Source organism: Paenibacillus sp. N3.4 (assembly GCF_008017805.1).
GTDB lineage: Bacteria > Bacillota > Bacilli > Paenibacillales > NBRC-103111 > Paenibacillus_E.
Genome location: NZ_VRTT01000003.1, coordinates 19,691 through 32,861, shown reverse-complemented (window position 1 = coordinate 32,861; position 13,171 = coordinate 19,691). Strand labels below are relative to the sequence as shown.

Annotated in this window: 12 protein-coding genes; 5 read left to right on the top strand and 7 right to left on the bottom strand. The window is 45.1% G+C overall.

Translation table 11 applies throughout. The features are described 5' to 3' along the window. Positions 1-38 precede the first annotated feature (38 nt). Positions 39-422: a cupredoxin domain-containing protein gene (locus tag FU659_RS02960; protein ID WP_147946175.1), complete on the top strand. Its 384-nt coding sequence runs from the start codon at positions 39-41 to the stop codon at positions 420-422. Between the two features lie 120 nt (positions 423-542). On the opposite strand, the gene FU659_RS02955 is transcribed toward FU659_RS02960, so the two are convergent. The 5 genes from FU659_RS02955 to pheS form a co-directional block, all read right to left on the bottom strand. After that, entirely contained in the window at positions 543-1,097 is a 555-nt protein-coding gene (locus FU659_RS02955; protein ID WP_261807575.1) for a CvpA family protein, read from the bottom strand. Between the two features lie 6 nt (positions 1,098-1,103). Continuing rightward, complete coding sequence (locus FU659_RS02950; RefSeq protein WP_147946174.1) at positions 1,104-2,150, bottom strand: hypothetical protein; 1,047 nt, start codon at positions 2,148-2,150, stop codon at positions 1,104-1,106. Positions 2,151-2,270: 120 nt separating this feature from the next. Then, on the bottom strand, positions 2,271-2,822 hold the full coding sequence (locus tag FU659_RS02945; RefSeq protein WP_147946173.1) for a cell division protein ZapA: 552 nt from the start codon (positions 2,820-2,822) through the stop codon (positions 2,271-2,273). A gap of 93 nt (positions 2,823-2,915) precedes the next feature. Continuing rightward, positions 2,916-5,369, bottom strand: coding sequence for a phenylalanine--tRNA ligase subunit beta (gene pheT / locus FU659_RS02940; RefSeq protein ID WP_147946172.1), 2,454 nt, complete (start codon positions 5,367-5,369; stop codon positions 2,916-2,918). Positions 5,370-5,395: 26 nt separating this feature from the next. Further along, the gene (gene pheS, locus FU659_RS02935; protein WP_147946171.1) at positions 5,396-6,430 is read right to left on the bottom strand and encodes a phenylalanine--tRNA ligase subunit alpha; all 1,035 of its coding nucleotides are present in this window, start codon (positions 6,428-6,430) and stop codon (positions 5,396-5,398) included. A gap of 526 nt (positions 6,431-6,956) precedes the next feature. Between pheS and FU659_RS02930 the strand changes: the two genes are divergently transcribed. Together FU659_RS02930 and FU659_RS02925 are read left to right on the top strand one after the other, a co-directional pair. Beyond that, on the top strand, positions 6,957-7,385 hold the full coding sequence (locus FU659_RS02930) for a MarR family winged helix-turn-helix transcriptional regulator (protein ID WP_147946170.1): 429 nt from the start codon (positions 6,957-6,959) through the stop codon (positions 7,383-7,385). 18 nt (positions 7,386-7,403) lie between these two features. Further along, entirely contained in the window at positions 7,404-9,056 is a 1,653-nt protein-coding gene (locus FU659_RS02925; RefSeq protein ID WP_147946169.1) for an MDR family MFS transporter, read from the top strand. A 61-nt stretch (positions 9,057-9,117) separates the two neighbouring features. Here the strand turns inward: FU659_RS02925 and lepB are convergent, their stop codons facing one another. Next, positions 9,118-9,639 carry a signal peptidase I gene (gene lepB, locus FU659_RS02920; RefSeq protein WP_147946168.1) on the bottom strand — a complete coding sequence of 174 codons (522 nt, stop codon included), beginning with the start codon at positions 9,637-9,639 and terminating at the stop codon, positions 9,118-9,120. Between the two features lie 135 nt (positions 9,640-9,774). Between lepB and FU659_RS02915 the strand changes: the two genes are divergently transcribed. Beyond that, a complete protein-coding gene (locus tag FU659_RS02915) occupies positions 9,775-10,695 on the top strand; it encodes an aldo/keto reductase (protein ID WP_147946167.1) in 921 nt (306 codons plus the stop codon). A 46-nt stretch (positions 10,696-10,741) separates the two neighbouring features. Then, a complete protein-coding gene (gene glsA, locus FU659_RS02910; protein ID WP_147946166.1) occupies positions 10,742-11,698 on the top strand; it encodes a glutaminase A in 957 nt (318 codons plus the stop codon). 146 nt (positions 11,699-11,844) lie between these two features. Here glsA and FU659_RS02905 read toward each other — a convergent pair whose 3' ends face one another. Further along, positions 11,845-13,092 (bottom strand): APC family permease, encoded by a 1,248-nt coding sequence (locus FU659_RS02905; protein ID WP_147946165.1) that lies wholly within the window; start codon positions 13,090-13,092, stop codon positions 11,845-11,847. Positions 13,093-13,171: the final 79 nt, after the last annotated feature.

The following is a 13,171-nucleotide window of genomic DNA, read 5'->3' as shown; positions in this document are numbered from 1 at the left end:
AATTAGGGAGTCAGAAATAAGTTTTTGGAGGGGTACCTATGAAAAAATTACTCGTTCTTATGCTGGGAATAGCTCTGGTTATTGCTATTACGGCATGCGGAAGCAAAGATAATAAAGCAGCAGAAACCAAAACACCATCTGCTTCTACGCAACCAGCTGGACAAACTGTCGTATTGAAAGCAACTAACTTTAAGTTTGACCAAACCGAATATCATGTGAAAAAAGGCGAGCCTGTGACGATTACACTTGATAATTCGCAAGGTGTACACGGCGCGGCAATCAAAGATTTTAAAATAAACTTGGATAACAGCAACAAAACCGCAACATTCACACCCGATAAAGCAGGATCTTTTCCAATCAACTGCTCCATCATGTGCGGAACCGGTCATGCTAATATGAAAACAATGCTCATTGTTGATTAAATATGATGCCAATGCCTTAATGGGGTTAAAGCCCTGTTAAGGTTTTTTATTATGAGCAGGATGAATGGTTTACAACACAAATAAAAGCTGCCTTTTTCTGATGACAGAAATCGGCAGCTTTTATTTGGGAATCGCATATGTCCAAAGATCATGAAGCTTTCCAGCCATGTTTGGCAGCTCATTGATAAGATAAGGTGCAATGGACGAACTTGAAAGCAACTTTTGCAGCCCCTCCGAAGGGATAATCGTGCCTACGTTGACAGCAATAATCACGATGAGACAGGCTTCCGCCAGACCCAATAATGCACCGCTCCATCGGTTTAAAAAGTTCAAACCTGGGGTTTTGGCTAGCTTATTTAATAATCTTCCCATGACAACGAGGGCAAGTTTAACACCAAAAAAAAGGATGGCAAAACCTAAAGCATTCAAGATGTAGGTATCTAAATTTAACCCTTTTACGATAAACTCATATTTCTGATAATTTTGGCTGGCTGGCAATGAAACCACATTGGGAAGTAAACGTGCCAAATCTTTATAAAAATAAAGGGCAATTAAATAAGCGAGTACAAAGCCTGCAAGTGAGACGATTTGAGCAATAAATCCTCTGAGGTAACCAAGCACCAGACCTAAAGCTATGATGGCCAGCATGACGTAGTCTAAACTATTCAGGGTCACTATGGTTTACCTGCCGGGACTGTCTGTCTCGACTAGCTCGATCCACTCATTGTACTCACTTTGAAGCTTCGCGTATTCCTCACGCAGTTCTTTATAATCTTCCTTCATGCTGTCAAATTCCTTCTGCAGTGCCTCATCAATTAAACTACGCTGCATCAACTCTTCTTTTTCTTGGCGTGCTTGAGAGGAAAACAATTCTTTCTCTTCTTCATATCGCTGAGTGAGAGCGCTTTTCTCCGATTGATGATTCTCCTTTATAACAGCAATCTGATCTTGAAAATGCTGAATAATGCTCGCTTTATGAGCGTCCAGTTCCTTAAAAATGCTGGCATGTTGTTCTTGAAATTGCCTGATAACATCCACTTTATCTTGTTCCAATCGTTGTACGGTGGCCGCTAATTCCTCTTGGGCCTCATTTCTTAATTGTTCAAGTTCCTTTTGATGTAGTTCAGCGAGAGACTCTTTTTCGGCTTGATCTCTAATTGCTAAACCTTGGATCTCTCCCCTAAATTGTGCCGAGATGGCATGCCTTTCCTTTTGGAACTGTTCAGTTAAAGCCATTTTTTCTTGGTTGTATTGTTCCGTAATCGTTTCTTTCTCTTTACGGTATCTTTCTGCTAATGAATCCTTCTCTGCCTGAGACTGTCTGACAAGCTCTTCTTTTTCTGCTTGGTACTGATGCTTTATCGCATGCACCTCTTCTTGATGCCGCATGTTTAAGATATCCCTGTCCTGTGAATGAAGCTGAAGAGCTTCCTCTTGCTCTTGTTGATGCTGCTGCAATAAAGTTTCTTTATCTTGCAAGTGGATTTCTGCCAGAGATGCTTTCTCTGTTTGATGCTGCTCAATTGCTAATTGAAGACGCTGCGCGTGCTGTTGCTTCTCTTGCTCAGATTCTTTTCTAACTTGTTCAATTTGTTGTTTAAGCTGCTCGTGTTGGCTCTTCGCTTGTTCCTGCTGCTGCTTGACGAGGTTATGTTGTTGTTTTTCCTGTTCGAATTGTTTTCTAAGCTGCTCGCGCTGATTTTTTTCTTGGTCCAGCTGTTGCTTCAACAAATCTTGCTGCTGCTTTCCTTGTTCCAGTTCTTGTTTTAATTGATCCTGTTGTTGTGTGAACTGCTCTTTGAACTGCTCTTGCTGTTTTTAGTTTGTTCCTGCTGCTGCTTGACGATGTTATGTTCGTTGCTTTTCTTGTTCTAATTGCTTTCTAAGCTGCATATGTTGATTTTTTTCTTGGTCCAGCTGTTGCTTCAACAAATCCTGCTGCTGCTTCTCTTGATTCAGTTGTCGTTTGACTTGTTCCTGTTGTTGTTTACCTTGATCAAGCTGCTGTTTTAACTGCTCAAGTTCTTGGTCCGCGGCGAATTGGATACTGGCCGCCTGTTCTTTCATCTGCTCTTGGTTATTTGCCAGCTCCTGCTGCAATTCGTTATACGTTTGCTGTAATTTATCGTATGCCGCTTGCGTGGCCTGTTGTTCTTTTTGTATTTTGTTTAACTCTTCCATTACTTCGTTCATACGGAAGCAGTCGTCTGCCATGTTGACAGCAGCAAGAACCGCAACTTTTTGCGAGTCAAGATGAGGATACCCTTTAGCTATTCGAAACATTTGTTCATTTACATATTCTGCGACGCGTTTCATATAGTTCGTACTGGTGCTAGCTTTTAATTTGTATTGGTTCCCATATATATCAACTGTGATCTTTGTTTTGTCTTCAGCATTCACTCGTTATATCCTCCCTTAGATGAAAGGCTGGTTCTATCGAATGTAATTTCGATAAGACCAGCCTGTTTTCCTGCGTCTATAGCTAAAAAACCACTATTTTCTTAACTCTGCCTCATATTGCTGTTCAAGTGTTTGAACAACCTTAGCATGAAGCTCTGTTACTTCCTCATCTAACAGCGTTCTTTCGGAGTGACGATACACTAAAGCGATAGCTACGCTTTTGCGATTTGCGCCAAGGCGCTCTCCTGTATAAATGTCGAATACTTGTATGGATTCAAGTAAATCACCTGCTACCTCAGTGATAGACTGTTCCATGAGCCCAACAGGTACGTTAGCATCAACGACAACAGCCAGATCGCGACCAATGGACGGATAACGAGGAAGCAATTTATATACAACAACATCGTTCGTAGCAGCCAAGATAGGGGCAACCTCAACCTCGAGAACATAGGTATCTTCAAGATCTCGTTGTTGTTGAACCGTCGGATGCAATTGGCCTATACGGCCAATAACTCGATGGCCCTCCGCCGTTTGGAGCGACAGCTCAGCGGTTCGTCCTGGATGAAAGCCATCTGGTGATGCCGATGTGTAAGAAAGACCTTGGATACCCAAATAGCTAATGAGTCGGTCGAAAATACCTTTGATGTCATAGAAATCGACAGCTTCGGATTTCTGTGCCCAGTGGGCTTGACGTCGTTTGCCTGTTAGGACGATCGATAAGAGAAGCTTCTCTTCAGGCAGCGCAGTTAATGATGCTTCATCCGTGACAAATACTTTGCCAACTTCAAAAATCGCTACATCATCCATGGTTCGATTTCGATTATAGCTTACTACATCCAACAAATGAGGAAGCAAGCTGGTGCGTAATTGGCTGCGATCCTCGCTCATTGGCATCGCAAGTGAGATTGGCTTGGCGTCCGGGTATAAGCCAGGCAGCGAAGTCGTTTGATCGGGATGTGTGAAGGAATAAGTAATCACTTCATGCAGTCCGCTTTGTGTAAGAAGATTCCGCATGATCCGACGAATCGACTGTTCTTTGGACAATGATCCGGGTGTTGTCACACCGGTCATCAGTGTCGTAGGAATGTTATCGTAGCCGAAAAGACGTGCCACCTCTTCGATCAAATCGACATCCCGTGTGATGTCTCCGCGGCGGCTCGGCACATGAACAAGCAGCTTGCCTTCACCTGCTTGTTCATAAGCAAAATGCAGACGTTCTATAATTTGACTCATCTCGGCTAAGGTTAGTTCAGTGCCGAGATAGTGGTTAACACGATCAGCAGCCAGCTCGATGCTAACCGGCTGATGTGTGCCCGCTACGGCTTCTACAATACCGTCAGCTACTTGACCTGCTGCGTACTGGGCGATCAGCGCTGCAGCACGGTTCAACGCAGGAAGTACCGCTTCCGGATTCACTTCTTTCTCGAAGCGCAGACTAGCTTCGGAGCGAAGACCAAGCTGACGGGAAGTACGGCGAACTGAACTTCCTGCAAATTTAGCGGATTCAAGCAAAATGCGTGTCGTTGCTTCTGTCACTTCAGAATTTGCGCCACCCATAACTCCAGCTATTGCCACCGGTGTTGTTCCGTCGGTGATGAGCAGCATATGCGGCTCAAGCGTACGCTCAACATCATCAAGCGTAACCAGCTTTTCACCTGGCTGCGCCAACCGTACATCGATGTGACCGTTGTTCAACTGCTCTGCATCAAAGGCATGAAGCGGTTGACCATATTCCAGCATAACGAAATTCGTAATGTCTACAATGTTATTGATCGGGCGGATTCCCGCGGCCATCAGGCGATTCTGAATCCACAGCGGTGAAGTGCCAACACGCACGCCTTCAATCAGACGAGCGGCATAGTGCGAGCACTGTTCGGCTGCAGTGATCTTAACACTGATGCGCTCAGAAGCTTTCACAGTCGCAGCTCCTGCAGCTTGAAGTACTGTTTCAACGTCGGGCAGCTTGACTTCACTGCCTAAAATTGCCGCAATTTCATAGGCAGCCCCGAGCATACTCAAGCAATCTGAGCGATTCGGTGTAAGATCGAGCTCCAGCACTTTGTCATCGATGGCAAGCACATCGAGAACGGATTTGCCGATTTCCGTATCTTCCGGCAAAACCAAAATGCCTTCCTGAATCTCCTTCGGCAGCAGCTTATCATTGAGCCCAAGCTCTTTGGCTGAGCAGATCATGCCTTGAGATTCTACCCCGCGCAGCTTAGCGCGTTTGATTTGCAGTCCGCCGGGCAGAACAGCTCCGACCATCGCTACCGGAACCTTTTGCCCAGCATCTACGTTTTTCGCACCGCAGACAATTTGCAAATCTTCTCCTTGTCCGGCATCAATGATACAAACGCTTAGTTTATCCGCATCCGGATGTTTTTCGCGTGACTTAACAAATCCGACAACAACCTGTGATACTCCTTTATTGCGATCTTCAACGATATCCACTTCAATACCGCTTCGGGTTAATTTCTCAGCTAATTCCTCAGCTGTAAAACCTGTCACATCTACATATTCAGCTAACCATTGATAAGAAACCTTCATTGCTTAACCCCTCCTTTTCCTTTTGCTTACAAATGTAAGAATTGCTTCAAGAAACGCAAATCGTTTGTGTAAAAATGACGAATATCTTCAATACCATATTTCAACATCGCTATCCGCTCGACGCCCATGCCGAAAGCAAATCCGGTATACTCTTTTGGATCGTATCCACCCATCTCAAGAACGCGCGGATGCACCATGCCTGCTCCGAGAATTTCCAGCCAGCCTGTTTGTTTGCAAGTCCGGCAACCAACACCTCCGCACATCGCGCAGCTGACGTCCACTTCAACGCTCGGCTCTGTAAAAGGGAAGAAGCTCGGACGCAACCGGATGCGCGTTTCTTTGCCATACATTTCTTGCACAAATTGAAGCAAGGTTCCCTTGAGGTCGCTCATGCGAACATTACGATCGATGACCAGTCCTTCAATTTGTGTAAACATATGGGAATGGGTCGCATCGTCGTCATCGCGGCGGTACACCTTGCCCGGACAAATAATTTTAATCGGAACTTCCCCTTTGCGTTTCTCCATCGTTCTAACTTGCACCGGCGAAGTTTGCGTACGCATCAGAATTTCTTCTGTGATATAGAATGAATCCTGCATATCGCGTGCAGGGTGATCTTTAGGCAAATTAAGCGCCTCAAAATTATAGTAATCCTGTTCAACCTCAGGCCCTTCAGCAACGGTATAACCCATGCCGATGAAAATATCTTCAATTTCTTGAATGACCTTACTCAAAGGATGCACAGCTCCTTGCTGAGACGGACGACCCGGAAGCGTAACGTCAATCCTTTCAGCGCGCAGCCGATTCTCTGTTTCCTGCTGCTGATAAGCGGATTGCTTCTCTTCAATAACCGCTTCGATCGCTGCCCGAACATCGTTTGCGACTTGACCGATAACCGGTCTTTCTTCTGCACTTAAAGCGCCCATGCCGCGTAATACTTCGGTTAATGGCCCCTTTTTACCCATATACTTAATTCGTAAATCGTTAAGCTCCTGCTGACTTTGCACGCCGCTCAGTTCCTGCAGCGCTTCCTGTTTCAAAGCTTCTAACCGCTCTTTCATCGAAATCCCTCCTGAATTAGGTCCCTAATCACCCTAAATAAAAAACACAAAAAAGACTTTCCGCTCCCTCGCAAGGGACGAAAAGCCGTGGTACCACCCTAATTAGATTCGCCAATGGGGCTTCAATGCCCAAATAAGCGATTCTCACTTCATTCCAGATAACGGACGATGTGTCCGGTTCCTTCTATTGAGAAGTCACACCAGGAGACTTCTGTTCAAAGGACTGCTCGGGAGCGAACTTCCGCAGCCTGATTCTCGGGGATAGCTCTCAATCCTTGGCTTTCCCTCCCTGTCAAGAAGCACTGCATACTCTTCTCCGTCAAAGCATTTCAACGTATATTTATGAGTAATTATATGCAAGATACGCTTGATATGCAAGTGATGAGCATTACTTTAAAGAAATCTCCAGTTGACACCGGAATTCAATCGGCGTATATTTTACTTAAACAGTTTAATAATTAAATTATTTAATAGTTAATTTATTTAATATTCTGACTATTTAACTATTACTTGAAGGAGGAACGCAATGGATGAGCTCTTGCTATCTTATACTGATCGATTTCGTACTTCATTCGAGTTAACGCATCGCAAAATAGGTCAAGCGGTTTTCACTGAACTTGCTACTGATCTGACAATGCCGCAATTTTTCATGTTGTATATGATTCGCAAAGAAGTCAGTCCCAAACAAAGTCATCTGGCGGACAAAATGGGCGTCAAGCCAAGCGCGATAACGGTCATGATCGATAGACTCGTGCAAAGCAAACATGTGATACGTAAGCATCATGATACCGATAGACGCATCGTATTAGTCGAATTAACGGAGCATGGCAAAGAAGTTCTCAAACAAGCAGAAGAAGTTCATAAGCAATTCATGGCAAAAGGTTTATCCCAATTGCCACCGGATGAGCTTCGCATCCTGGTTGAATCTTTCGAAAAGCTTGCATCCTATTATTAACATCAAGGAGTGAAACACATGGAAACTATTCAGAAAACAGCTTCAGACGACACCATCGAAGCCTCAGCTCCCGAGCTTAAGAATCGTGGACTGCTGCTAACCGGACTTATCATTGCCATGCTATTTGGTGCCTTGGATGGCACAATCGTAGGAACGGCTATGCCGCGTATTGTCGGGGAATTTGGCGGTCTCGGACTTATGGCTTGGTTAACAACAGCCTACATGCTAACATCTACGGTCGTTGTGCCAATTGCAGGTAAGCTAGCGGACTTGATTGGTCGTCGTGTCATTTATGTCACAGGCTTAATCATCTTCATCGGCGCTTCTGCGTTGTGCGGTATGTCGCAAAACATGACGGAGCTCATCCTCTTCCGCGGATTGCAAGGTATTGGCGGCGGTATTATGATGCCGATGGCCATGATTATTATTGGGGACTTATTTACAGGTAAACAACGCGCCAAATGGCAAGGTGTTTTCGGGGCTATTTTCGGTTTATCCACAGTTATTGGACCCCAAGTTGGCGGTTGGATTGTCGATTCTTTAAACTGGCGTTGGGTGTTCTATATCAACCTTCCCGTTGGTATCTTGGCGGTTATATTAATTTCCATCGCTCTTCCTAAACATAAAGCCGTAGGCAACGTTAAATTTGATATTCCCGGTATCGTGACGATGATTGTCGGGGTTGTGAGTTTGCTTCTTGCTCTGACATTCGGCGGTAAGGATTATGCTTGGTTGTCTTGGCAAATCATTGGTCTGTTCGTTCTGGCCATCGTCTCTCTCGTTTCCTTCGTCATGATTGAAAACAGAGCACAGGAACCCATTCTCCCTGTTCGACTGTTCAAAAATAGAACATTCACAACGATTAACGGAGTCGGCTTTCTAATGGCTGTCGGTATGTTCGGAGCCATCATGTTCGTTCCTCTTTTCATGCAAGGTATCGTCGGAATTAGCGCTTCCGCTTCAGGTACAGTTATGACACCTATGATGATTACCATGATTGTTGCCAGCATTATTTCAGGTCAATTTATTCAAAAAATTGGCGTTCGCAAACAAATGCTGCTGGGTATGATCATTATGGCTGTCGGTTTCTTATTCTTGGGCACTATGGGTATGACTACAACGAAATTGCTGGCTTCCAGCTATATGATGATTCTAGGTTTAGGTATGGGTCTCGTTATGCCGATCCTGACTCTGGCTTTGCAAGAAAGCTTTCCGAAATCAGAGCTTGGTGTCGTCACTTCTTCCAGTCAGTTTTTCCGTCAAATCGGCGGTACCTTTGGGATGACGATTCTCGGTGCTGTTATGAATCACAAATCAAGTGTGTTGCTTGAGCAAAACTTAACGCCAGTCGTCAAACAGCTTCCTGCGGAAGCAAGCGAACTGTCCAATCAATTGACTAACATGATTCATACGAATCCGCAAGCTTTATATTCTTCCCTGTTAAGTCCTGAGGCTTTGGCCAAAATGCCAAAAGAATTCGTGCAGCACTTGCTGCCTATTCTAAAGGATGCCCTGGTCTCTTCCCTTCACCTTGTGTTTACTATAGGCTTAGTGTTCGTGCTGCTTGGCGCTGTATTGACTCTCTTCATCGGAAATATTAAAGTGTCTGATCGCAAGCCGAAAAAAGATGATGCCGAGAAAGATGCTGAGCTTTCAACAGGACTCGCTTAAGTACAATAAAAAAATGCTCCCTTCCTCTCAACGAGGATAGGAGCATTTTTCTAATTATGAGCTATTCAATCGTTCCTATATGGTTCAAGGGAAATAAGCGAAAAACTGCTTTGCCAATTAAGTCTTTTTCCGGAACAAACGGGGTCGGCCACAAATGCGAATCAAAACTATCGTTTCGATTATCACCTAGGAATAAATAATTGCCTTCTGGCACTGTAACTTGATGAAACGTATAAGTCATTGGCGATTTCACATAGGGTTCATCTACTTTTTGACCGTTTCGGATCAGAACACCGTCTTTAATTTCTATCGTGTCTCCCGGCAATCCGATCAGACGTTTCACATAACGATCTTTATTATCAGCCAGCGGCGGCCAAAAAACAACGATATCCCCAAAATTGAAATGAGTTAATGGCTTCATTTTCTCCACAATCAACTCGTCCTTCAACTGAATGGTTGGAAGCATGGAACCCGTAGGAACTGTCATCGCTTGAGCAACGTACGTATTGATGACCAGGGCTACGATAACCGCAAAGGCGATGCTTGGTACCCAGTCTTTGATTACTTTCAAGATCGATTTCATGTCAACACGACTCCCTTTCTATGACATATCTAAGTCTACTCTATACAGTAAGCGATTTTCGATGCCTCAACATTAAAATAAAATAAAATATTGTTGTATAATAAATATGGAAAACCCCTAAGGAGAGTGAGCTCGATGAAATATCGTAGACTTGGTAAAACAGACTTGAAAGTTTCCATCGTTGGTGTCGGCACCTGGCAATTCGGCGGAGAATGGGGCCTTACATACACACAGGATGAAGCTGATGCGATCTTGGATCAAGCGAGGGAGCTTGGAATTAACCTAATCGATACAGCTGAATGCTATGGCGATCATCTCTCTGAATCTTTCATCGGAAATTACTTATCAAGGCGAAACCGTGAGGATTGGGTTATTGCTACAAAATTCGGTCACCACTTCCATAACTTATTCACCCGGACCGATGACTTCAGTTCAGAAGGTGTTATCAAACAACTGGATGATTCCCTTAAAGCTTTGCAAACGGACTATATTGATTTATACCAATTTCACTCCGGTCCAGATGATTTGTTTGATAACGATATGCTATGGACAACGCTGGATAAGCAAATACAAGCGGGGAAAATTCGTCATTTGGGGACTTCTATCGGAAGTAATGCGAATATTCACCAAACGGAAGCTTCCACTAAAGTGAACTCAAAAGCCATTCAAGTTGTATATAATCGTCTCGACCGGGCACCAGAAGAACTTGTTTTGCCGTCATGTGTAGATCAGGATCTTGGTGTTCTCGCTCGTGTGCCTCTAGCCAGTGGATATTTGAGCGGTAAATATAAACCGGGCGCCGTCTTTGGCAAGACCGACGTTCGCCATCGTCATGATGCAGACAGCGTCAAACAAAAGCTTGAGGAAGTGCAGCGCATCCAGAAGGAAGAAGTCCCCGAAGGCATGGATATGGCCAAATGGGCACTTGCTTGGTGCTTGAAGCATGATGCTGTCACAAGCGTCATTCCGGGCTGCAAAAATCCGGAGCAAGTCATCGCTAATGCAAGCGCAGTTGAGTTAATCAGCGATAACCATCCACAAGCTTGGAAAGCTTAGAACAGGGCTTTATCAGACTTATGTCGTGAGGAAGGACGGCTCCTACATGGGCTACAATCAACAACAAGAAGACACCTGGAAGCATCTGAATGAACACATCTCCGAGTGGGTGGAGGAAAGTAAACAACATACATCTAAAGGCCTTGTAGCTTCTTACATCCCTGAGCTGGCGAACGCCCCCCAGGATATTCTGGGAATTTGCATCATGGATGCTTCAGGGAACACGGTTGTAGGTGGCGAGTTTGAATTCCGCTTCACTCTGCAAAGTATATCGAAAGTTTTTACACTCATCTTGGCCTTGATGGATAATGGCGAGGATAAGGTCTTCTCCAAAGTTGGCATGGAGCCAACCGGGGATAACTTTAATTCCATGCTGAAGCTCGAGCTTGTAGAGCCAGGAATTCCCTTCAACCCGCTCATTAATGCCGGTGCGATTGCGATATCCTCCCTGATCGTCGGCAATGGGCCCAAGGAGCAGATAGAACGTATTCTCCTTTTCTTCCGTGAAATTGCCGATAACCCTACACTGGAGATCAATCAAGATGTGTTTCAGTCTGAGTCGGACACTGCGCACAGAAATCGCTCGCTAGCCTATTTCCTGAAGCACAACGGTGTGTTGGACCAGGCAGTCGATGATGTACTAAACGTATATTTCAGCCATTGCTCGGTCGATGTTACATGTAAAGATTTAGCCCGTATGGCTCTTGTTCTCGCCCATGACGGGATAGATCCCATTCGCAATCAACGTATGATACCGCGGCGCTTTGTGCAAATCGCGAAGACATTCATGACGACCTGCGGTATGTACAATGCCTCCGGTGAGTTCGCCATGCATGTCGGACTTCCGGCTAAAAGTGGCGTATCCGGCGGGATTTTGACCATGGTGCCAGGGCGTTACGGCATAGGCGCTGTAGGTCCCGCATTGAACCGCAAAGGAAATAGTACCGCTGGCGTAGATCTTCTATCCACGCTGTCTCAAGCCTATGATTGGAGTTTATTTTAGATGGCATCGAGGATAACGACTTCCTCGTCCTTCAGAGACACGCGAGTTTGTCAAGGTAGATGCGAAGCAAACGTATAGACATATACTTCTATCTATCAAAAAAGGGTTGTCTCCATGGTCTGTTATGACCAAGGGACAACCCTTTTTTAGGTTATATGTTTGCCACGCCATCGTAAATAAACTAGGCAGCCTATCGAAACGATGATCGGCACAATAAGGAACCCCATCGAAAATGGCGCAACCAGCAGGCAGCATATCGAAGCAATCATCGCCGAGATGCGCCCTATCCTGTCCTTCCAGAGCAGCTTAAGGCAAGCGAAAGAAGCGATGATGTAAACCAAAATGCCCAGCGTTGTTGGAATCATAATTAATGTATCTACGGAGATATAGAAATGATAACTGACAATAAGCACAATCGTGTTAGTGGCGAACACAAAACCAGCTGCTCGATAGGGAAAGCCTTTTCCACTCATCCTGGCAAACCATCCAGGCAGTTTGCCTTCTGTCGCTAGCGCATAAGCTAGACGTGATGAGCTTGCGATATATACATTTAGTGTCCCTATGCATACGATGCAAGCTATAAGCGCTGTGGCAACCCCCGCACTGACGCCAATGGTCTTGCTCATCAGGACAGATAACGGAGCATCCATTCCCTGATCCCCATAGGTATGCGTGCCAACAGTGACAACAGATAGCAAGATGTAGACGATGCCAATGATGAATACGCTCGCCCACGTGCTGCGCATCACATCACGCTGTGGATTGCGAAACTCGGGTACGAGATGAGTAATGCTTTCCCAGCCGAAGAAGGCCCAAAATATAAGGACACAGGCTCGGCCGATACCCGTTATTCCGTGAGGAGCAAAGGGTTCAAAGTGCTGCACTTCCATCGTAGGGAGGGCAATCACAATCGTTGTAAGTAATAATACGAGTACAGCTCCGCTAAGTAAAAGCGACACTAATCCGCTTATTCGCATGCCTAGAAAGTTACTAAGCATCGCAGCGACGAGAAAACAACAAGCAAACACATACAAATAAATCCGCGGTAGATGCAGCACTTCCGTGATATAGGAGGCCCCCGTCAAGCCAACAACCGCTTGGCCCGTTGCGACCCAAACGAAAAAGAACCATCCTACAATCGCGCTCCAAGTTGTCCCGAATGCATGTTGAACAATTGTCGCAATGCCGCCAAAATGATCAAACTTCAAGGCTAATCGCGCAAACGTATACGCAATGGGGATACTTAGCAAGGAAAGAATGATCCAGGAAATAATGGAAGCGGGGCCGGCCACATCAGCCGTATAGCCCGGCAAAATTAATATTCCGGAACCAAGAACAGCCCCCATGTATAAAGCAATGCCTTGCACAAATGTAATATTTCGTTGTCCTGTCATCCACAGATACCTGCCTTATTCGTTACTAAGTTTTAGTAAGGATCATCTAAGCTCCTAGATATATCTTAGCTTGTTCGAA

Coding starts and splice junctions, on each gene's coding strand:
- pheT (WP_147946172.1), bottom strand. CDS start 5,369: ATGAAGGTTTCTTATCAATGGTTAGCTGAATATGTAGATGTGACAGGT.
- glsA (WP_147946166.1), top strand. CDS start 10,742: ATGGGCTACAATCAACAACAAGAAGACACCTGGAAGCATCTGAATGAA.
- pheS (WP_147946171.1), bottom strand. CDS start 6,430: ATGAAAGAGCGGTTAGAAGCTTTGAAACAGGAAGCGCTGCAGGAACTG.
- lepB (WP_147946168.1), bottom strand. CDS start 9,639: ATGAAATCGATCTTGAAAGTAATCAAAGACTGGGTACCAAGCATCGCC.
- FU659_RS02915 (WP_147946167.1), top strand. CDS start 9,775: ATGAAATATCGTAGACTTGGTAAAACAGACTTGAAAGTTTCCATCGTT.
- FU659_RS02930 (WP_147946170.1), top strand. CDS start 6,957: ATGGATGAGCTCTTGCTATCTTATACTGATCGATTTCGTACTTCATTC.
- FU659_RS02960 (WP_147946175.1), top strand. CDS start 39: ATGAAAAAATTACTCGTTCTTATGCTGGGAATAGCTCTGGTTATTGCT.
- FU659_RS02905 (WP_147946165.1), bottom strand. CDS start 13,092: ATGACAGGACAACGAAATATTACATTTGTGCAAGGCATTGCTTTATAC.
- FU659_RS02925 (WP_147946169.1), top strand. CDS start 7,404: ATGGAAACTATTCAGAAAACAGCTTCAGACGACACCATCGAAGCCTCA.